The sequence below is a fragment of the Phaeobacter gallaeciensis DSM 26640 genome (assembly GCF_000511385.1).
GTDB lineage: Bacteria > Pseudomonadota > Alphaproteobacteria > Rhodobacterales > Rhodobacteraceae > Phaeobacter > Phaeobacter gallaeciensis.
Window position 1 is genome coordinate 316,862 of record NC_023137.1, and the last position, 20,728, is coordinate 337,589.

General features: G+C 60.4%; 22 protein-coding genes. 15 read left to right on the forward strand and 7 right to left on the reverse strand.

Features of this window, described 5'->3' with window-relative positions; genetic code table 11:
* Positions 1-64: 64 nt before the first annotated feature.
* From rpsM to GAL_RS01650, 14 genes are all read left to right on the forward strand, one after another.
* Positions 65-433, forward strand: coding sequence for a 30S ribosomal protein S13 (gene rpsM, locus GAL_RS01585; protein WP_014875983.1), 369 nt, complete (start codon positions 65-67; stop codon positions 431-433).
* 15 nt (positions 434-448) lie between these two features.
* On the forward strand, positions 449-838 hold the full coding sequence (gene rpsK, locus GAL_RS01590; protein ID WP_014875982.1) for a 30S ribosomal protein S11: 390 nt from the start codon (positions 449-451) through the stop codon (positions 836-838).
* A gap of 115 nt (positions 839-953) precedes the next feature.
* Entirely contained in the window at positions 954-1,970 is a 1,017-nt protein-coding gene (locus GAL_RS01595) for a DNA-directed RNA polymerase subunit alpha (RefSeq protein ID WP_014875981.1), read from the forward strand.
* A 134-nt stretch (positions 1,971-2,104) separates the two neighbouring features.
* On the forward strand, positions 2,105-2,527 hold the full coding sequence (gene rplQ / locus GAL_RS01600; protein ID WP_014875980.1) for a 50S ribosomal protein L17: 423 nt from the start codon (positions 2,105-2,107) through the stop codon (positions 2,525-2,527).
* Positions 2,528-2,715: 188 nt separating this feature from the next.
* The gene (locus GAL_RS01605) at positions 2,716-4,113 is read left to right on the forward strand and encodes a trypsin-like peptidase domain-containing protein (protein WP_024095841.1); all 1,398 of its coding nucleotides are present in this window, start codon (positions 2,716-2,718) and stop codon (positions 4,111-4,113) included.
* 2 nt (positions 4,114-4,115) lie between these two features.
* Positions 4,116-5,438, forward strand: coding sequence for a replication-associated recombination protein A (locus tag GAL_RS01610; RefSeq protein ID WP_024095842.1), 1,323 nt, complete (start codon positions 4,116-4,118; stop codon positions 5,436-5,438).
* Between the two features lie 134 nt (positions 5,439-5,572).
* Positions 5,573-5,953 carry a fluoride efflux transporter CrcB gene (crcB, locus tag GAL_RS01615; protein ID WP_024095843.1) on the forward strand — a complete coding sequence of 127 codons (381 nt, stop codon included), beginning with the start codon at positions 5,573-5,575 and terminating at the stop codon, positions 5,951-5,953.
* The gene (locus tag GAL_RS01620) at positions 5,950-6,996 is read left to right on the forward strand and encodes an RluA family pseudouridine synthase (RefSeq protein ID WP_024095844.1); all 1,047 of its coding nucleotides are present in this window, start codon (positions 5,950-5,952) and stop codon (positions 6,994-6,996) included. The genes crcB and GAL_RS01620 overlap by 4 nt, the downstream gene beginning before the upstream one ends.
* A 12-nt stretch (positions 6,997-7,008) precedes the next feature.
* Positions 7,009-7,677, forward strand: coding sequence for an HAD-IA family hydrolase (locus GAL_RS01625; RefSeq protein ID WP_024095845.1), 669 nt, complete (start codon positions 7,009-7,011; stop codon positions 7,675-7,677).
* A 4-nt stretch (positions 7,678-7,681) separates the two neighbouring features.
* A complete protein-coding gene (locus tag GAL_RS01630) occupies positions 7,682-8,389 on the forward strand; it encodes an ATP12 family chaperone protein (RefSeq protein WP_024095846.1) in 708 nt (235 codons plus the stop codon).
* A 229-nt stretch (positions 8,390-8,618) separates the two neighbouring features.
* Positions 8,619-9,635 carry an amino acid ABC transporter substrate-binding protein gene (locus GAL_RS01635; protein ID WP_024095847.1) on the forward strand — a complete coding sequence of 339 codons (1,017 nt, stop codon included), beginning with the start codon at positions 8,619-8,621 and terminating at the stop codon, positions 9,633-9,635.
* Between the two features lie 143 nt (positions 9,636-9,778).
* Positions 9,779-11,011, forward strand: coding sequence for an amino acid ABC transporter permease (locus GAL_RS01640; protein WP_024095848.1), 1,233 nt, complete (start codon positions 9,779-9,781; stop codon positions 11,009-11,011).
* Between the two features lie 3 nt (positions 11,012-11,014).
* Positions 11,015-12,313 (forward strand): amino acid ABC transporter permease, encoded by a 1,299-nt coding sequence (locus GAL_RS01645; protein WP_024095849.1) that lies wholly within the window; start codon positions 11,015-11,017, stop codon positions 12,311-12,313.
* 12 nt (positions 12,314-12,325) lie between these two features.
* A complete protein-coding gene (locus GAL_RS01650) occupies positions 12,326-13,117 on the forward strand; it encodes an amino acid ABC transporter ATP-binding protein (RefSeq protein ID WP_024095850.1) in 792 nt (263 codons plus the stop codon).
* 159 nt (positions 13,118-13,276) lie between these two features.
* On the opposite strand, the gene GAL_RS01655 is transcribed toward GAL_RS01650, so the two are convergent.
* The 4 genes from GAL_RS01655 to argB form a co-directional block, all read right to left on the reverse strand.
* Positions 13,277-13,735: a DUF411 domain-containing protein gene (locus tag GAL_RS01655; RefSeq protein ID WP_024095851.1), complete on the reverse strand. Its 459-nt coding sequence runs from the start codon at positions 13,733-13,735 to the stop codon at positions 13,277-13,279.
* Between the two features lie 208 nt (positions 13,736-13,943).
* Positions 13,944-14,441 carry a SixA phosphatase family protein gene (locus GAL_RS01660; RefSeq protein WP_024095852.1) on the reverse strand — a complete coding sequence of 166 codons (498 nt, stop codon included), beginning with the start codon at positions 14,439-14,441 and terminating at the stop codon, positions 13,944-13,946.
* Entirely contained in the window at positions 14,438-15,217 is a 780-nt protein-coding gene (locus GAL_RS01665; protein ID WP_024095853.1) for a hypothetical protein, read from the reverse strand. Before GAL_RS01665 ends, GAL_RS01660 begins: the two co-directional genes overlap by 4 nt.
* A 92-nt stretch (positions 15,218-15,309) precedes the next feature.
* The gene (gene argB, locus GAL_RS01670; protein ID WP_040104276.1) at positions 15,310-16,170 is read right to left on the reverse strand and encodes an acetylglutamate kinase; all 861 of its coding nucleotides are present in this window, start codon (positions 16,168-16,170) and stop codon (positions 15,310-15,312) included.
* Between the two features lie 215 nt (positions 16,171-16,385).
* Here argB and GAL_RS01675 point away from each other — a divergent pair, with 215 nt between their 5' ends.
* Positions 16,386-17,114 carry an SDR family NAD(P)-dependent oxidoreductase gene (locus GAL_RS01675; protein ID WP_024095855.1) on the forward strand — a complete coding sequence of 243 codons (729 nt, stop codon included), beginning with the start codon at positions 16,386-16,388 and terminating at the stop codon, positions 17,112-17,114.
* Between the two features lie 90 nt (positions 17,115-17,204).
* On the opposite strand, the gene yihA is transcribed toward GAL_RS01675, so the two are convergent.
* The 3 genes from yihA to yidC are packed head-to-tail and all read right to left on the reverse strand — an operon-like array spanning position 17,205 to position 20,424.
* Positions 17,205-17,855 carry a ribosome biogenesis GTP-binding protein YihA/YsxC gene (gene yihA / locus GAL_RS01680; RefSeq protein ID WP_024095856.1) on the reverse strand — a complete coding sequence of 217 codons (651 nt, stop codon included), beginning with the start codon at positions 17,853-17,855 and terminating at the stop codon, positions 17,205-17,207.
* Positions 17,855-18,610 carry an MOSC domain-containing protein gene (locus GAL_RS01685; protein ID WP_024095857.1) on the reverse strand — a complete coding sequence of 252 codons (756 nt, stop codon included), beginning with the start codon at positions 18,608-18,610 and terminating at the stop codon, positions 17,855-17,857. Before GAL_RS01685 ends, yihA begins: the two co-directional genes overlap by 1 nt.
* Entirely contained in the window at positions 18,607-20,424 is a 1,818-nt protein-coding gene (gene yidC / locus GAL_RS01690) for a membrane protein insertase YidC (RefSeq protein WP_024095858.1), read from the reverse strand. The genes GAL_RS01685 and yidC overlap by 4 nt, the downstream gene beginning before the upstream one ends.
* Between the last annotated feature and the right edge of the window lie 304 nt (positions 20,425-20,728).

A 20,728-nucleotide genomic window follows, 5' to 3' on the forward strand; every position in this document is an offset into this window, starting at 1 on the left:
AAGGTCAAGCGTTGTGAAAAAAGGTTCCGGCGCTACGGAACCGCAACGAAAAGGAAAGTGACACGTGGCACGTATTGCCGGCGTAAACATCCCGACTGCAAAGCGGGTACCGATCGCCCTCACCTATATCACTGGCATTGGCACGACCTCTGCTGAAGCCATCTGCGAAGCCGTAGGCATCGACGCAACCCGTCGTGTAAACGAGCTGTCCGACGCTGAAGTTCTGGCTGTGCGTGAGCACATCGACGCCAACTACACCGTTGAAGGCGACCTGCGCCGTGAAGTTCAGATGAACATCAAGCGTCTGATGGACCTTGGCTGCTACCGCGGTCTGCGCCATCGTCGTAACCTGCCCGTTCGCGGTCAGCGTACCCACACCAACGCTCGTACTCGCAAAGGCCCCGCAAAGGCCATTGCTGGTAAGAAGAAATAAGGGAGGGTTTGATCAATGGCACGCGATAAGACTCGTACCAAGCGCAAAGAGCGCAAGAACATCGCCTCCGGCGTTGCACATGTGAACTCCTCGTTCAACAACACCAAGATCCTGATCTCGGACGTGCAAGGCAATGCGATTTCCTGGTCCTCCGCAGGCACCATGGGCTTCAAAGGGTCGCGTAAATCGACTCCTTATGCGGCTCAGATGGCTGCTGAAGACGCAGGCAAAAAAGCGCAGGAACACGGCGTTAAAACCCTGGAAGTCGAAGTTCAGGGCCCCGGTTCGGGCCGTGAATCCGCACTGCGCGCTCTGGCCGCAGTCGGCTTCAACATCACCTCGATCCGTGATGTGACCCCGATCGCGCACAACGGCTGCCGCCCGCCGAAGCGCCGTCGCGTCTAAGCGACACTGATTTTTGCTGGGGCTTTGCTATTTCTGCAAGGCCCCAGTACGCCATTTGAAACCTCGGGCGTCTGTACCTTCGGACATGAGGTATAGACAGGAATGGAGGGACCGCATGATCCACAAGAATTGGGCTGAACTGATCAAGCCGACTCAGCTTGACGTGAAGCCGGGCAATGATCCCGCACGCCAGGCCACCGTTGTGGCTGAACCGCTGGAGCGCGGCTTTGGTCTGACACTGGGCAACGCGCTGCGCCGCGTCCTGATGAGCTCGCTGCAAGGCGCCGCCATCACCTCCGTGCAGATCGACAACGTCCTGCATGAATTCTCCAGCGTGGCCGGCGTTCGCGAAGATGTCACCGACATCATCCTGAACCTGAAAGGTGTGTCGCTGCGCATGGAAGTCGAAGGCCCCAAGCGTCTTTCGATCAATGCCAAAGGCCCCGCAGTTGTCACCGCCGGTGACATCTCCGAATCCGCTGGCATCGAAGTGCTGAACCGTGAGCACGTGATCTGCCACCTCGACGATGGTGCGGATCTGTTCATGGAACTGACCGTCAACACCGGCAAGGGCTATGTCTCTGCTGATAAGAACAAGCCTGAAGATGCGCCCATCGGGCTGATCCCGATCGACGCTATCTACTCGCCGGTCAAGAAGGTCTCCTATGACGTTCAGCCGACCCGTGAAGGTCAGGTTCTGGACTATGACAAACTGACCATGAAGATCGAAACAGACGGCTCCATCACGCCCGATGACGCGGTCGCTTATGCGGCCCGTATCGTGCAGGATCAGCTGTCGATCTTCGTCAACTTCGACGAGCCGGAATCGGCAAACCGTCAGGACGATGACGACGGTCTCGAGTTCAACCCGCTTCTCCTGAAGAAAGTGGACGAGCTGGAACTGTCCGTGCGTTCGGCCAACTGCCTGAAGAACGACAACATCGTCTACATCGGCGATCTCATCCAGAAGACCGAAGCAGAAATGCTGCGCACTCCGAACTTCGGCCGCAAGTCGCTGAACGAGATCAAAGAAGTGCTGTCGGGCATGGGTCTGCACCTTGGCATGGACGTTGAGGACTGGCCGCCGGACAACATCGAAGATCTGGCCAAGAAGTTCGAAGATAGCTTCTAAAAGATTGGGCGGCTTACAGGCCGCCCGAAATGCCCGGACTTGCCGGGGACGACAAGGGCACACGCCCCAAGGTGAGCCGCTGACACGCATCAGCAGCCTGACAAAGCAAAAACGCAGATCAAAGGACTATCAAAATGCGTCACGCACGTGGTTACCGCCGCCTGAACCGTACTCATGAGCACCGTAAGGCCCTGTTCTCCAACATGGCTGGCTCGCTGATCGAGCACGAGCAGATCAAGACAACCCTTCCCAAAGCAAAAGAACTGCGCCCGATCATCGAAAAGATGATCACCCTGGCGAAGCGCGGCGACCTGCACGCTCGTCGTCAGGCCGCGTCCAAGCTGAAGGAAGACAAGGACGTCGCAAAGCTGTTCGAGGTTCTGGGCCCGCGCTACAAAGACCGTCAGGGCGGCTATGTCCGTATCCTGAAAGCCGGTTTCCGCTATGGCGACATGGCACCGATGGCGATCATCGAATTCGTTGATCGTGATCGCGATGCAAAAGGCGCCGCCGACAAGGCACGCCTCGCCGAAGCAGAAGCTGCTGCTGACGAATAATCAGATCGGTCATCTGACCGGACCTGACCCCCCGCTCTGGCAACAGGGCGGGGGTTTTTCGTTTTCCTACTCCGCGCGGGGGCTGAAAGCGGGTGGGTGAAAATGCAGGGTTTTTCCCCCGCAAATCCAACCTTGTAAAAGATGCCTCCGGTCCGCATATCCTGTTCACAAGAACAATCGGAGTCGTCATGTTTCGCGCAATCCTGACCGCCGCAGGCCTGTTTCTGGCCACTCAGATCCCCACCACACAGGCGCTCGCAGAGACCCGTGTACCGCAGAATCAGGCAGAGATTTCCCTCGGCTTCGCGCCGCTGGTGAAAGAGGCCGCCCCGGCAGTGGTCAATATCTACGCCAAGATTGTTCATGAACAGCGCCGCACGCCCTTTATGAACGACCCGTTCTTTGATGATTTCTTTCGCGGGTTGTCCAAGCCCCAGCCGCGGGTGCAGAACTCGCTTGGCTCTGGCGTGATCCTGTCGGCGGATGGGATTGTGGTATCGAATTACCATGTTGTGGGCATGGCCACCGATATCCGTGTCGTGACCACGGATCGGCGGGAATATGCAGCACAGGTGGTGCTGGCGGATCGCGCCAGTGACCTTGCCATTTTGCAGTTGGAAGAGGCCGAGAACCTGCCCTATCTGGAGCTGCGCGACAGCGACGGGGTTGAGGTGGGCGAGCTGGCGCTGGCCATCGGCAATCCCTTCGGCGTTGGTCAGACTGTCAGCAGCGGCATTGTCTCGGGCCTTGCGCGCAGCGGCGCGGCCACGGGGGAGGGGATTGGCTACTTCATTCAGACAGATGCGCCGATTAACCCCGGCAATTCCGGCGGCGCGCTCATTGATGTGAATGGTGGCCTGATCGGCATCAACACCCGTATCGTGACCCGCTCCGGTGGGTCCAACGGCATCGGTTTTGCCATCCCTGCCAATCTGGTGCGCGCCTTCATGCGGCAGGCCGATCAGGGGGCGGAGGAGTTCCAACGCCCCTGGGCTGGCATGATGGGGCAACCGGTGGATGCCGATCTGGCGGCCTCGCTGGGGATGGACCTGCCGGAGGGGATGGTGATTTCCGAACTGCACCCCGCCAGCCCGTTCACCAAGGCCGGGTTTCAGGTCGGCGATGTGATCCTTGACGTGGCCGGGCAGGCGGTGAACTCCCCGTCGGAGATGGTGTTCCGCATGTCCGTCATCGGCCTCGGTGACACGGCTGAGGTCACCCGACTGCGCACAGGCGAACGCGAGGTGCTGACGGTGGAAATGATCCTCGCCCCGGATGAGCCACCTGCCAATCCGCTCAGCCTTGATGAAAACACGCCGCTGCCGGGGCTGACGGTCGCGCGGATCAATCCGCAGTCAATCCTGCGCTTCCAGCTGCCGATGTCCTCTGACGGGGTGGTGATTACCGACCCCGGCGCCTATGGCGGCCGCGTCGGTCTGCGCGCGGGAGACATCATTCTCGGGATCAACAACGCCGTGATCAAATCCCCATCAGATGTGCCAGAGGTTCTATCGACGATCGGCCGCTGGATGAAGGTTGATCTCAACCGGCAGGGCCAGCGTGTGTCGCTGCGCTACCGGCTCTGATCATGGCGGATCTCTTTGACAGTGGCGATGCCGCCCCCCGCCGGGACCCGCAGTCGGAGGTGACCCGCCCGCTGGCGGATCGCCTGCGCCCGCAGTCGCTGGCAGAGGTAATCGGTCAGGCGCAGGTCCTTGGTGAGGAGGCGCCGCTTGGGGTGATGCTGGCCTCCGGATCGCTCTCGTCACTGATCTTCTGGGGGCCGCCCGGTGTGGGCAAGACCACCATTGCGCGGCTCTTGGCGCGGGAGACGGATCTGCATTTCGTGCAGATCTCAGCCATTTTCACTGGCGTGCCGGATCTGAAGAAAGTGTTCGAGGCGGCCAAGATCCGTCGCCAGAACGGTCAGGGCACGCTGCTCTTCGTGGATGAGATCCATCGCTTCAATAAGGCCCAGCAGGACGGGTTCCTGCCGCATATGGAGGATGGCACCATCCTCCTGGTAGGGGCCACGACCGAGAACCCGAGTTTTGAGCTGAACGCCGCTGTGCTGAGCCGCGCGCAGGTCTTGGTGCTGGAGCGGTTGAGCCTTGTCGATCTGGAACGACTCACACAGAGGGCGGAGCAGGAACTGGATCGCGCCTTACCGCTGACCCCGGATGCGCGGGACGCGCTGCATGAAATGGCAGATGGGGATGGGCGGGCGCTCTTGAACCTCATCGAACAGATTGCCGCCTGGAAGGTGGACAGCCCGCTGGGGCGGGAGGCGCTGGCCGCACGGCTGATGCGGCGCGCGGCAAAATACGACAAATCCGGTGATGAGCATTACAATCTGATTTCCGCGCTGCATAAATCCGTGCGCGGATCGGACCCGGATGCAGCACTGTATTGGTTCGCCCGCATGTTGGAGGGCGGCGAGGATCCCAGATACCTGGCCCGCCGCCTGACCCGGATGGCGGTTGAGGATATCGCTCTGGCTGATCCGCAGGCGCAGGGCATCTGCATTCAGGCCTGGGAAACTTATGAGCGGCTCGGCAGCCCGGAGGGCGAGTTGGCGCTGGCGCAGGCGGTGATCTACCTCGCGCTCGCGCCCAAAACCAACGCTGGCTACATGGCCTATAAGGCAGCGCGGCGCTTGGCGAAGCAGACCGGCAGCGCCCCACCGCCGAAACATATCCTGAATGCGCCGACCAAGCTGATGAAATCGCAGGGCTACGGCGAGGGTTATGACTACGACCACAACGCCGCAGATGGATTTTCAGGGCAGAACTACTTCCCCGATGATGTGCCACGTCCAGTGTTGTACCAGCCGGTTGAGCGCGGGTTCGAGCGCGAGTTGAAGCGCCGGACTGAGTATTTCGCCAATCTGCGCGCCAAACGGAACTGCTGATCCGGCTTTGCTGGGCAAAGCCGGTGCCTGCGGCGCGAGTATTTTGGGAAAGGTGACGGGCTTGCGTCGCTGCGCAATGCTGCCATGCTTGCGCAAAACTTGACATCCAAGCGCCAGCCGGCGACAGACCGTTGATGGTTTTTTCGGTTCTATATGTGGCTTTGGGCGGCGCGATCGGTGCCGCCTGCCGCTATCTGGCCGGTTTGGGGATCACCCGTCTCTTTGGGGTGGGGGAATTTCCGGTGGCGATCCTGACGGTGAATGTGATCGGCTCCTTTCTGATGGGCGCTTTTGTTGTCACGGCGGCCCATAAGGGGCTGACCCACCTGAGCCCATTTGTGATGACTGGCCTTCTGGGCGGTTTCACAACGTTTTCGGCCTTCTCGCTTGAGACGGCCACCCTGATCGAGCGTGGCGCCTTCGGGCAGGCTGCGCTCTATGTGCTGTTGTCTGTGGGCCTGTCGGTCGGCGGGCTGTTTTTCGGCCTGATGGCCGCCAGAGGAGTGTTCGCATGAGCGGCGTACAGATGATTACCGTCAGTGAAGACGATGCAGACCAGCGTATTGACCGCTGGCTGCGGCGGCTGTTCCCGCATGTGAGCCAGGGGCGGATCGAGAAGATGTGCCGCAAGGGCGAATTGCGTCTGGATGGGGGCCGGGTGAAGGCCAACAGCCGCGTCGCCGCTGGGCAGGTGGTGCGTGTCCCGCCGCTTGGCGCAAGCGATCTGAAACCGGCAGAGGCGCCGAGCTACCGGATTTCCGAAGCGGACGCCAAGATGATCCGAGGCTGCGTCATCTATAAGGACGATGCCGTCATCGTGCTGAACAAGCCCGCCGGTCTTGCCGTGCAGGGCGGCAGCGGCACCACCAAACATGTCGACGGGCTGAGTGCGGCCTTGCAGTTCGATGCGGAGGAAAAGCCGCGTCTGGTGCATCGTCTGGATAAGGACACCTCCGGTGTGCTGGTGCTGGCGCGCACCCGTCAGGCGGCGCAGTCGTTGACCGCAGCCTTCCGGCACCGTGCCACGCGCAAGATCTACTGGGCGCTGGTGGCCGGTGTGCCGACGCCCTATCTAGGCGAAATCAAATGCGGGCTGGTGAAGGCGCCGGGTCACGGCAAATCGGGCGAGGGCGAGAAAATGATCGCCATCCATTCCAATGAGGTGGACAGCACACCCGGCGCCAAACGCTCGCACACCCATTATGCCACGCTCTACCGTGTGGCCAGCCGCGCGGCCTGGGTTGCGATGGAGCCGATCACCGGCCGCACCCATCAGCTGCGTGCGCATATGGCCGAGATTGGCCACCCGATTGCGGGTGACGGCAAATACGGTGGCTCCAGTCAGGAAAACCTCGGCGATGGCTGGGGCGCGCAGCTCGGGGGGATTATCTCCAAGAAGCTGCATCTGCACTGCCGCCGCATGGCGTTTGAGCATCCGACCACGAAAAAACCGCTCTCGATTACAGCACCCTTGCCCGATCACATGAAGGACAGCTGGGACACCTTTGGCTGGTCCGAAGATCTGGCGGCAGAAGATCCGTTTGAGAGCCTGCAATAAGGGGCTGCACAGATGAGCGATGATCTGCGCCTGATCCTGTTCGATGTGGATGGCACCCTAGCGGACAGCCAGGGTGCCATCACCTCAGCGATGGCGGCTGCCTTTGACGGAGTCGGACTGGCTGCGCCGAGCCGGGCAGAAATTTTGTCGATCGTTGGCCTGTCGCTGCCCTTGGCGATTGCCGAACTGGCCCCGACGCTGGGTGCCAGTGTTCAGACAGAGCTGGTCGAGGGCTACAAGTCAGCCTATAAATCCGCCCGGTTGGCTGCAGGCGCCGGGCATTCGCCGCTCTACCCCGGTGCGGCGGAGGTGCTGACGGAGCTGAACGCAGTGCCGCACTACCTGTTGGGGGTGGCCACTGGCAAATCGCAACGCGGGCTGGATGCGCTGATCGAGTCGCATAATCTGCGGTGTTTCGTGACCCGGCAATGTGCCGATCACCACCCGTCCAAACCGCATCCGTCCATGGTGCTGCGGGCGATGGACGAGACCGGGGTACTACCTGAGCATACCGTGATGATTGGCGACACCAGTTTTGACATCGATATGGGGCGCGCTGCCGGCGTGCGCACTATCGCTGTGAACTGGGGATTTCACCCCGCTGACCAGCTGGGGGCGGATCACATTATCGATAGCTTCGCCGATCTGGCGCCGCTGTTGCAGCACATCTGGAAAGACTGACGATATGAGCGAGTGGAAACAGAAACGATTCTGGAAAACCGTCTCAGTGGCCGAAACCGAGGATGGGTTTGCGGTGGAACTGGATGGGCGGCGCGTAAAAACTCCGGCAAAAGCTGCGCTTGCTGTGCCGGGGCGCGACATGGCCGAGGCAATTGCGGCGGAATGGGAGGCGCAGACCGAATCAGTCGACCCGTCAACGATGCCGGTAACGCGTTCTGCAAATGCTGCAATCGACAAGGTGTCGCATCAGCATGGCGAAGTGTCGGATATGCTGTCGGACTACGGCGATTCCGATCTTTTGTGTTACCGAGCGGAGATGCCGGCCGAGCTGGTGCAGCGTCAGGCTGAGATTTGGGACCCGGCGCTGGAGTGGGCAGCGGAAACGCTCGGCGCCCGGCTGGAGCCGCGTTCTGGGATTCTGCATGCACCGCAAAACCCCGAGGCACTGGCACGGTTGCGCGGCTTAGTCCATGAAATGACACCATTTCAGCTGGCGGCCTTCCATGATCTGGTGGCGATGTCCGGGTCCTTGGTCCTTGGGTTCGCAGCGGCAAAGGGCTGGCGCCCGGCGGATCAGATCTGGGAGATGTCCCGGCTGGATGAGCTGTGGCAGGAGCAGCAATGGGGCCAGGACGAAGAGGCCCAGGCCACCGCAGACCTGAAACGTCATGCGTTTTTACACGCTAAGCGGTTCTATGATTTTTCCTGTTAGCGCAATTAATTACCTAAAACGCGACGTTGCCGCAAAATTCGTTCGCGGCCATGGAAATGTTCTCTATACGGCCATCGAAATTCCTGATCACGCACTTGACGTTTGTTGATGAATGCGACCACACTTGGTCGCGAAACGGGGAAAATCCTGTTTCAACACCTATCTCCGGCATGGCTGGTGCCGGGCAAAAAGAGCCGCCAAATAGGCGGACAATCAGGAAGAGGTAAACATGAAGAATAAGGTAATTTTGGGTGCGCTGACTGTTGCTGGTCTGGCCGCCGGTGCCGCTGCGGCGGGAACGCTGGACGACGTCAAGGCCCGTGGCAAGCTGAACTGCGGCGTGACCACTGGTCTGGTCGGCTTTGCAGCGCCCAATGCCAATGGCGAATGGGAAGGTTTTGACGTTGCTGTCTGCCGCGCGGTTGCTGCGGCTGTACTGGGCGACTCGACCGCCGTTGAATTCGTGCCGACCACCGGCAAAACTCGCTTCACCGCTCTGGCCTCCGGCGAGATCGACATGCTGGCGCGTAACACCACCTGGACCTTCAGCCGCGATGTCGACCTGAAGTTCGAATTCGTTGGTGTGAACTACTACGACGGTCAGGGCTTCATGGTTCCCAAGGAACTGGGCGTGTCCTCCGCGAAGGAACTGGACGGCGCGACCGTCTGTATCCAGACCGGTACCACAACCGAGCTGAACCTGGCGGACTTCTTCCGCTCCAACAACATCAGCTATGAGCCGGTTCCGATCGAAACCAACGCTGAAGCACAGCAGCAGTATCTGGCTGGCGCCTGTGACGTTTACACCACTGACGCCTCTGGTCTGGCCGCTACCCGCGCGACCTTCGATGATCCTTCGGCGCATGCTCTGCTGCCCGAAATCATCTCCAAAGAGCCGCTCGGCCCGCTGGTTCGTCACGGCGACCACGAGTGGGGCGACGTTGTCCGCTGGAGCCTGAACGCACTGGTTGCAGCTGAAGAGCTGGGCGTGACCTCCGCCAACATCGGCGAGATGGCTGCAGGTACCGAGAACCCGGAAATCAACCGTCTGCTGGGCACCGAAGGTACCCTGGGCGAGATGCTGGGTCTGTCGGCTGACTGGGCGAAAAACGCCATCGGCGCTGGCGGCAACTACGGTGAAGTCTTTGCGAAAAACATCGGCGAAGACACTCCGATTGGTCTGGCACGCGGTCTGAACGCACAGTGGACCGAAGGCGGCCTGCTCTACGCACCGCCCTTCCGCTAAGAACGACTGAGGAAAGGGCGCAGGACCAACCTGCGCCCTTTTTTCCTACCGACCTATCCTAACAAAAACGCTTGAGGTCTGACGCGAGCAGGGAACCAACCCCGCCGAGCAGTTGACCTATAAGCCACGGGGATCACACATTCATGTCAACTCTCACTGACCCTCCAAAGGCACAGTTTCAGCTGTCCATGTTGGTCAACGATACCCGCTATCGTTCGTTGACCTTCCAGGCGATTGCTGCACTGGTTCTGGCCTTGGCCATCTGGTATCTGGGGAACAACCTTATTCAGAACCTGCGGGCCGCGGGTCTGAATATTTCATACGGGTTCCTTGGGGATCCATCCGGTTACGATATCAACCAGCGTCTGATCGAATATGACAGCCAGTCCAGCCACGCGCGTGCGGCGGTTGTTGGTGTTCTGAACACGCTGCTGGTGGCCGTTCTTGCCTGTATCACTGCCACCATCTTTGGTGTGATTGCGGGTGTTCTGCGCCTGTCGAACAACTGGCTCGTCTCCAAACTGATGGCCGTTTATGTGGAAATTTTCCGCAATATTCCGGTTCTGATCTGGATCATCATCATTTTCACCATCATGACCGCCGTGATGCCGGGGCCTCGGGAATTCCGGGGTGACAACGCCACGTCGAGCATGCTGTTTGACCTCTTCGCCTTCACCAACCGGGGTGTTTACATCCCGATGCCCTGGTTCGAGAGCGGTTTCTTCGCCTCGGGTGCGATGAACTGGCTGGTGATCATCGCAGTGTTGGTCGGGTCCTTCCTTGTGATGCGCAGGGTTGAGGCCAACGCGACCAAGACGCAGGAAAAGACTGGCGTGCGTCCCAACACCAAGCTGATTGCCCTGGGCGTCTGGTTGGTGCCGCTGGCGCTGGTCCTGTTTGTCATGGGTCTGTCCTGGGAAGTGCCTGAGCTGAAAGGCTTCAACTTCAAAGGCGGTATTAAAATCGGTGGTCCGCTGATTGCCCTGTGGTTTGCCTTGTCGATCTACACCGGTGCCTTCATCGCGGAAAACGTGCGTGCGGGTATTCAGGCCATCAATAAGGGTCAGACCGAAGCTGCCGCAGCACTGGGTCTGCGTCCGGGCCGGATCATGAACCTCGTGGTGCTGCCGCAGGCGCTGCGCGTCATCATTCCGCCGCTGATCTCCAACTTCCTCAACATCACCAAGAACTCCTCGCTGGCGATTGCTGTGGGCTATGCCGACATCACCGCGACCCTGGGCGGCATTACGCTGAACCAGACCGGCCGCGCCATCGAATGCGTGCTGCTGCTGATGTTGTTCTATCTCACCGCGTCGCTGCTCATCTCCATGGTGATGAACGTCTACAACGCATCTGTGAAACTGAAGGAGCGCTGAGACATGAGCGATACACACGCACAAACTGTCGCCTTTGTCCGCGAAACCCAGATCCCACCGGCGCCGCCGCCGGGCCGCGAGACCGGGGTCTATAAATGGATGCGCGAGAATCTGTTCTCCAGCATCCCCAATTCGATCCTGACCTTGGCTGCGCTGGCGCTGATTTATGCTCTGCTGAGCAGCACCCTGCCGTGGTTGCTGAACGGTGTCTGGACCACCAACTCTCTCGCGGAATGCCGTGAGGTTCTGGACGGTAAGGTTGGCGCCTGTTTCTCGGTCCTGACTGAGCGTTGGAACCAGCTGCTCTATGGCTTCAAATATCCGGGGACGGAATATTGGCGCCCCAATCTGGCATTGGTGCTGTTGTTGGTCGCATTGGCACCGGTGCTGTTCTTTGATCTGCCGCGCAAGCTCTTGGCTTTCACTGCGATCTATCCGTTTCTGGCCTTCTGGCTGATCTGGGGTGGCTCCATTCTGGTGCCCATCGTTGCGCTGCTTGGTTTTGTTGCTGCCGGGTTCGTGTTTCAGAGATTCGGCAAGGGCAGCTTTGCTCTGGGGTTCTTCGGAGCGATTGTTGCGGCGATTTTTGTCTGGAATATCGGTGGGCTGCTGATCCCGGAAGGGGCGTCTGACAACGCAATGCTGTCGGCTGTGCCCTCACGGGATTTGGGCGGCTTCATGCTGAACATGATGCTGGGTGTAACCTGTGTGTCGCTGTCGGTGCCGCTGGGTATCGCGCTGGCACTGGGGCGTCAGTCCAACATGCCGCTGATCAAGTGGATCTGCGTCGTCTTCATTGAATTCGTGCGTGGCGTGCCGCTGATCACCCTGCTGTTCGTGGCATCGGTGATGCTGTCCTACTTCTTCCCGCCAGATGCCACCGTGGACCTGTTCCTGCGTGTGGTCATCATGATCACCCTGTTCTCTGCGGCGTATATCGCCGAAGTGATCCGGGGCGGTTTGGCCGCGCTGCCCAAGGGGCAGTATGAAGCAGCAGACAGTCTGGGGCTGGATTATCCGCAGGCGATGCGCCTGATTATCCTGCCGCAGGCCCTTAAGATCTCGATCCCCGGTATCGTGAATGTGGCCGTTGGCCTGTTCAAGGATACCACGCTGGTGTCGGTCATTTCGATGTTCGACCTGGTGGGCATGATCCGTGGCCCGATTCTCGCCTCCACTGAGTGGAACGGCGTTTATTGGGAACTCCTCGGCTTTGCCGCCTTCCTGTTCTTCATCGTCTGCTACGGCATCTCTCAATACTCACAGTGGCTTGAGCGTCGTCTCGCCACCGATCACCACTAAGGAGTTCAACATATGTCTGAACTTATGTCCGACCGCGCCATCGACCGCTCCAAAATGCAGGTGAGCGACGAGGTTGCTATCGAAATCAACAATATGAATAAGTGGTATGGCTCATTCCATGTGCTGCGCGACATCAATCTGACCGTCAATCAGGGCGAGCGGATTGTTATCGCGGGGCCGTCGGGCTCCGGCAAATCCACCCTGATCCGCTGCCTGAACGCGCTGGAAGAACACCAGCAGGGCAAGATCGTGGTGGATGGCACGGAGCTGTCCAACGACCTCAAGAACATCGACAAGATCCGGTCCGAGGTTGGCATGGTGTTCCAGCACTTCAACCTTTTCCCGCATCTGACGATCTTGGAGAACTGCACGCTGGCGCCGATCTGGGTGCGCAAGACGCCCAAGAAAGAAGCCGAAGAGCGGGCAATGCACTTCTTGGAGAAGGTGAAGATCCCCGACCAGGCGCATAAATATCCCGGCATGCTCTCCGGTGGTCAGCAGCAGCGTGTGGCGATTGCCCGCTCGCTGTGCATGATGCCGCGGATCATGCTGTTTGATGAGCCGACATCGGCACTGGACCCTGAGATGATCAAAGAGGTGCTCGACACCATGATCGAGCTCGCGGAAGAGGGTATGACCATGCTCTGTGTGACGCATGAGATGGGCTTTGCCCGTCAGGTGGCGAACCGCGTGATCTTTATGGACGCGGGTCAGATCGTGGAGCAGAATGAGCCGGAAGAGTTCTTCAACAATCCGCAGAGCGAGCGTACCAAGCTGTTCCTGAGCCAGATCCTCGGCCACTGAGGTCTGTCTGCTATGATACTGAAAAGGCCGGGCATCTGCCCGGCCTTTTTTGGTTTGTGACCCTGGCGAGGGGCAGTGTCGGGGAGCACCGGCAGGGGGCGCTGCCCCCTGACCCCCGGAGTATTTCTGGAAAGATGACAGGGCGCGGTTGCGCAGAGGTTAGCCGTGGTGCGCAAAAATCTCGCTGGTGCCATCTTCCCGGATCAGCAGCGTGGCGAAGGGCGCGATGTTGTCGCCCATCTCCATGCCAGGAGAACCGATTGGCATGCCGGGCACGCTGAGGCCGTGGGCACCCCGGCGTTCTGCGAGAAGACGGGTGATATCTTGTGCTGGCACATGACCTTCGATCACATAGCCCGCGATCATTGCAGTGTGGCAGGAGGCCAGCGCATCGGTGATGCCGAGCCGGGACTTCATATGCCAGAGCTGATCATCGCTGACATTCCGGACCTCTGTCTGGAAGCCTGAGGTGATGAGGTGGTTCACCCATCCGGTGCAGCAGCCACAGCTGGGAGATTTCATCACCTCAATCACCGGGGTGGCGTCTGTGACGGCCCATGCGCCTGTGGCGACGGGCAGCGTAGCGGTGGCGGTGAGCAGAAAGGATCGGCGGTTCATATCAGGGAGGCTCCATTTGCGTGGTCTCAAGTCCGACGGATGGTAGGGGATATCTGCGAGAGGGGGCGTATGGGTTCCCGCGTGGGAGCGACAGGATGCCACAGATGCGGCGTCACGCCCAATGGGAGTGGTTGCATGGTGACGCAGCTGCGACGGGCGGGCGATCCCGGCGGTGGCACTTTGAAGGTGTGGGCTGGCGAGCCGTCCGTCAGGCGCCCAGCAACTCACGCGGGACAGTGAATTCCGCGACCTTGCCGCTGCTCCACGTCAGATCGGCCCAGCTATCGATATCGAAGCGGGCGATCAGCGTGGCGCCCGTGGGGAAGTCGTCAAATCGGGAATGATCCGGCGGGTGACGGACAATGGAATGTGCAAATGCAGCCAGCCCGGGGTTATGGCCCAGAATCAGCACCTGCTTGTGTTCGGCCTCACGCAGTACCTGAAACAGGATCTCGGCGCTGGCGTGATAAAGCCGTTCGATAAAGACCGCAGGCGCACCAAGCTCCATCAGATCACAGGTCTCGCGGGTGCGCTGCGCAGAGGAGGAGATCACCTGATCCGGGATCATCCCGATTTCGCGCAACCAGGTGCCAACGGCCGCGGCGGAATGGCGGCCACGGTTGTTCAGCGGGCGGGCGTGGTCACTGGGGGCGGAGGTATCCCAGGCGGATTTGGCGTGGCGGGTCAGGATCAGCGTGCAGGTCATTTTATGTGAAAATACCTCATGTGATGGGCGGTTTGCGCCGGGAGACGGTCAGCGCCTGCGCTCAGCGGGCAGGCGCGGCGGGCGAGACAGCCAGCGGACAGGCAGGACGTGCCTTCTGGGCTGTCCAGATGGTCATGGCAGGCTTCCAGATCATAGGGGCCACCATCGTTCAGGGCGGCCACCGGGCAGGTGGTTACGCAGGGGCGGGTATCGCAGGTGAGGCAGGGGGCCTCGGCTCGTGGTGGTGGTGGCAGGTCAAAAGGAGTGGTGAAATAAAGCGCGCCGCGAAAGGAAATCATCATACCGTAGCGATCATGCACCAGCATTTGCGACGGGGATGTGAAACATCGACCCGTTGCCAGCGCCCAGTCCACAAAAGGCGCATAGGGCGGGCCTGTGAAGGGGAAGGCCGGGGTGGCCTGCCACGCCGCTGCCAATGCGGTGATGACGCGGCGCGACCAGCGGTCAACCGGGTCGGTAGCGCCGTCCTGCGCCTCTGGGCTGCCGCCGAAGTGTGTCCAGAAGGACGGCGCCGTGCCCAGCAGGATCAACGTGCCATGTTGGGTGCTGGGGGCGGCATCCACGGGCCAGGAAGCGCCCGGGAACCGGGACATCTCTGCGTGCGAGGGATGAAGGCTGCCGTAGATATCCAACCCAAGCTTTTCGGCAGCGTTTTGCAGCCGGATATAGCTTGAGGTTGTCTCAACAGGGTCAGCGACTGGGGCCGTTGCAGTATCTAAGGCAACGGTCCTGTCCGTGTCGGGGGGGCTGGTCATAGCCACAGTCTAGCGCAATTTGGCCAGTTTCCCTAAGGGGATTTCACCGTCGTCAATTCGTCGCAAAGAGCGCTGATGCGCTCAAGCTAGGCTCAGGGTCGGATCATCGACCCGGCCCCGTGGTCGGTGAACAGCTCCAGCAACACCGCATTCGGCACCCGTCCATCGACGATGGTACAGGCCCGCACACCGCTGCGCACCGCAGAGAGGGCGGTTTCCGTCTTCGGGATCATGCCGCCGATGATCACACCATCGCGGGTCATCGCTTCGACGTCGGCGGCTTTCAACTCGGTCACAACCTCACCTGCGCCGTTCTTGACACCCGAAACATCGGTGAGCAGCAGCAGCCGGTCGGCCTTCAACGCGGAGGCAATAGCCCCGGCGGCGGTGTCACCATTGATGTTGAAGGTCTCACCATCGGGGCCTGCGCCAATGGGGGCAATGACCGGGATCATGTCCTGTTCAAACAGGTGGTGCAGCACGGAGGGGTCCATCTGCGATGGGGTCCCGACAAAGCCGAGCTCAGGATCCGCCTGGGTACAGGTGATGAGATTTGCATCCTTGCCCGAAAGGCCGACACCGGCGCCACCCTGACGGTTGATCGCCTGCACGATGCGCTTGTTCACCATGCCGGACAGCACCATTTCAACCACATCCATCGTGGCAGCATCAGTGACCCGCTTGCCGTTCACGAAATCTGACTTGATCTGCAGTTTTTCCAGCATGGCATTGATCATCGGGCCGCCGCCATGAACGATAACCGGGTTCACGCCGACCTGGCGCATCAGGACGATGTCGCGGGCAAAGGTGTCCATCGCCTCGTCGCTGCCCATGGCGTGGCCGCCCAGCTTGATCACGACGATGGCACCATCATAGCGCTGCAGATAAGGCAGGGCGCTTGAGAGGGTCTCGGCTGTGGCAATCCAATCGCGGTTCATGTCTTGTTTCTTCATCATTGCAATCCCTGGAACTGACCGTCGCAGACGGCGCAGGCTTGGGCCTTGTGTTACGCGGTTCTGTCCGCTGTGCCAAGCATCGGTCGGAGTATTCGCCCCATTGCAGTTGCCCGTTGGGGTGCTAGGTTCGCCTCAACGTGCCGATGATGCGGCGCCGATTGTCTGACTGGCAGACGGAACCTAGGGAGTGGCTTTGGGCCAAGGATGGTAACATGCGCAAGAAGACCCTGTTGTTGACCGGTGCAAGCCGGGGCATTGGTCACGCGACCGTGCAGCGGTTCAATGCCGAAGGCTGGCGGGTGATCACCTGTTCACGCCAGCCCTTTCCTGCCGAATGTCCCTGGGGGGGAGGGCAGGAAAACCATGTGCAGGTGGACCTCTCCGATCCGACAGACACCATCAACAAGGTGGGGGAGATACAGGAGCTGCTGGACGGGCAGCTGGATGCACTGGTCAACAATGCCGGCGTGTCGCCAAAGGGGCCAGAGGGCGAGAGGCTCAACACGCTGGACACCGACCTGATGACCTGGGGCAAGGTGTTCCACGTGAATTTCTTTGCTTCCGTGGTGCTGGCGCGCGGATTGAAGGACGAGCTGGCGGCGGCCAAGGGATCGGTTGTCAATGTGACGTCGATTGCGGGCAGCCGGGTGCATCCCTTTGCCGGGGCCGCCTATGCCACATCGAAAGCGGCGCTGGCCGCGCTGACCCGCGAGATGGCGCATGATTTCGGCCCGCTGGGGGTTCGTGTGAATGCGATTGCGCCGGGGGAGGTGGAGACCGCGATTCTATCGCCGGGCACTGACAAGATTGTCGAGAAACTGCCGTTGCAACGTCTCGGCCAGCCGGAAGAGGTGGCAGCGGCGATTTACTATCTGTGTTCGGACCAAAGCTCTTATATCTCAGGCGCGGAGATCGAAGTGAACGGTGCCCAACACGTCTGAGTGCGGCTCTACCTTGCGGGTTAGAGACAAAACGCCCCCGGATCAGCGGATCACGGGGGCGTTTGTCATGTCACTGAAGGCGAGCTGGCGTCATTCCAGCCCGGCGATGATGGACCGCAGGGTGGCGATGCCGTCACCCTTTTCCGAGGAGGTCAGCACGATCTCCGGATAGGCGGCGGGGTGTTTGGACAGGGCGCTGCGCACCTGTTCCATCACCGCGGCGCGGTCCTTGTCCTTGACCTTATCCGCCTTGGTCATCACGCATTGGAAGGTCACGGCAGAACTGTCGAGGCGGGTCATGATCTCATCATCGACCTTCTTGATGCCATGGCGGCTGTCGATCAGCACGAAGGCGCGGCGCAGGGTCTGGCGGCCGGAGAGATATTGTTTCAACAGGCGCTGCCATTTCTCCACCACAGGCAGGGGTGCATTGGCATAGCCATAGCCGGGCAGGTCGACCAGATAGAGCTCCGGGCCTTGGGTGAAATAGTTGATTTCCTGCGTGCGCCCCGGCGTGTTGGAGGCGCGGGCCAGACCTTTGGTGCCGGTGAGGGCGTTGATCAGGCTGGATTTGCCCACATTGGAGCGGCCGGCAAAGCAGACCTCGATCCGGTCGGCAGGGGGCAGGCCGGACATGGCGACAACGCCTTTGACAAATTCCGATTGCCCGGCAAACAGCTTGCGGCCTTTTTCGGTCATGATGTCATCTGGCGTCTCGGCCAGGGGAAACGGCATCTGCATCAGAGCACCTTTACGCTATCGCCGACGCGGATCGCGCCGTCTTTGATGACCTCTGCATAGACAGCAAAGTCCTGGTGGCCCCACGTTTCGCGCAACGCCTTCAGCGTATCCGCGTCACGTTCGCCGGTCTCGGGGTTGGTTGTGGTGGCAAGGCATCGGACGGTGCGTTCGCGGATGGTCAGCACTGCCTCACCAATCTGTACATCGCGCCCGATCCAGTTGTTTTCTTCCCAGGCGGTGCCTGTGTCAAACCAGATATTGCCGCGCCAGCGCTGCGGCGACAGCGGGTGGCCGATGGCCGCTTCGACTGCGCGGTGAGACGCCCAGTTGCACAGGCTGATCGACGGGAAATCGCTATCGGTCATGCCACGCCCCGGCACCCGCAGAATGCGCGCGGAGGCGGCGCGATCCTCCGGCATCAGGGGGCGTACCCAGTCGAGAAACCGGGGCAGGTCAGCCGCGCTATCAGGGGTGAAGGTCAGCGCATCCTGCGTAGGATGGGTCAGTGTGACCTCACCCTGTTCTTCGTCATAGCGTGCTTCTACCGCCATTAGCTGCGGGGCCTTGGCCACACGGCTGAAGTTGGCGCAGGGTACCCAGGCGCTGCCGTCGGCCTTGGACGCCTCATGCGCTACCGCCCAAACGCGATCGCCGGGCAGACACTGCCCGGCGACCAAAGAGGCGCTCTCAAGCGGCTCCCGACCATGTGATTTGATCGGGTGCCGCCAGATATGAGTTATTATGCCTTCGCTCATTTTTTCTCCGCCTTTGGCGTCTTCTTGAAGCCGGATTTGATATTGCCGAACACATCGGGTTTGTAGCCGTGGCTGCGCATGATCAAATACTGCTGCGTGAAGGTGATGGTATTGTTGGCAATCCAGTAAACCACCAGACCGGAGGCAAACCCGCCCAGCATGAACATGAAGACCCAAGGCATCCAGGCAAAGATCATCTGCTGGGTCGGATCAGTGGGAGCCGGATTCAGTTTCTGCTGCAACCACATGGAGATACCCAGGAGGATCGGCAGAATCCCGATGAAGATCGTCGCCATCAGCGTGCCTTCGACCGGGGCAGCAAAGGGCAGCAGGCCGAAGAGGTTCATGATCGAGGTCGGATCCGGCGCGCTCAGATCCTGGAACGGACCAAAGAACGGCGCGTGGCGCAGCTCCAGCGTGACGAAAATCACCTTGTAGAGCGAGAAGAAGATCGGGATCTGGATCAGGATCGGCAGACAGCCTGCGGCCGGGTTGACCTTTTCCTTCTTGTAGAGCGCCATCATCTCCTGCTGGAGCTTCTGACGGTCGTCGCCCGCTTTTTCCTTGATTTCCTCCATCCGCGGCTGGAGTTCTTTCATCTTCGCCATGGAGGCGTAGGATTTATACGCCAGCGGGAAGACCAGAAGCTTGATCAACACGGTGAGGCCGATGATCGCCCAGCCCATGTTGCCGATAAAGCCGTTCAGCCAGTGCAGAACCGCAAAGATCGGCTTGGTCAGGAAGAAGAACCAGCCCCAGTCGATGCTGTCGAGGAAGCCTTCGATACCGTCTTTCTGGTAACCGCGAATGGTGGCCCATTCCTTGGCGCCGGCAAACAGCATGGTGGTTGCCTCGGAGGTCTCACCATTGGCGACGGTGACGGTCGGCAGCACGATATCGGTCTGATAGATCTCGCGACGCTCATCGAATTTGGCGATGGAGCGGAAGGCCTGACCCGGCTCCGGTACCAGGGTTGACATCCAGTAGTGGTCGGTGAAACCGATCCAGCCATTGGTTTCGACCTGTGTCACCTCGGCGCGGGCACCACTGCGGGCGTCCACCTCGAAATCGGTCATGTCATCATAGTCGATTTCGGCGAGGGTGCCGTCCGCCATGCCGATAACGCCCTCATGCAGGATGAAGAAGTTCTTCAGATCCTGCGGCTCACCATGGCGGGCCAGCGTACCGTAGGGTGCCAGCGCGACGGTGCTGCCGGAGGCGTTGGTGACCGACTGCGTGATGGTGAAGAGGTAATCCTGATCGACCGCGATGGTGCGGTTGAAGGTGAGCCCTTTGCCATTGTTCCAGGTCAGGGTGACCGGGCTGTCTGGCGTCAGGGTCGCATCGCCTTCGGCCTGCCACAGGGTGTTGGCACCGGGCACATCATCAGGGCCAAGGCCAGCACCCGGCGCCCAGCCATAGAGCGCGTAATAGGCGTTCGGATCACCGGCGGGGGACAGCATCTTGACGATGGCGGCATCCTCTTCCAGCGAGACGCGGTAGTCCTTGAGCGACAGGTCATCAAGACGCCCGCCCAGTAGGGAGATGGTGCCGGAGACGCGGGGCGTGTCGATGGTGAGGCGCGGTGCATCGGCGGCGGCCTCAGCCTCGGCGGTGACAGCGGCGCCTTCGCTGCCAGCTGCCGGGCTGGTGGCGGCTGGCGCGGTCACGACGTCGCCCGCAGGCGTGGTCTCTGCAACAACGGCGTCCGGCTGGGGTTTCGGCTCTGGCGGTGGGAAAAAGACATACCACCCCAGAATCACCAGGAAGCTAAGCGCGGTTGCGAGAAGAAGGTTCTTGTTCTGATCGTCCATTGGGGACTGCCACCTCGTGTATGGAATGACAGGGTGTGGTTCAACAGAGATGCCCCCCAAAGGTCAAGCGGAATCGCCCCCAAGGCGGTCTCACGACGCGGTTGAAGGGGGATTTCTCTGCATCATTGCTGTAAAATACCGGATTGCCGCCTCACGACGAATGAAAAGGCGGGCGACAGGACAGGGGAGCGGGCTGGGCTGAGGTCCCCGCGCAGGGTCACATCAGATCCTCATCAGGCCCAACGTCAGAATAAGCAGGCTCTGGATGACAGGGCGTTGGTTGGAGCGGGGGCTGGAGGCACAA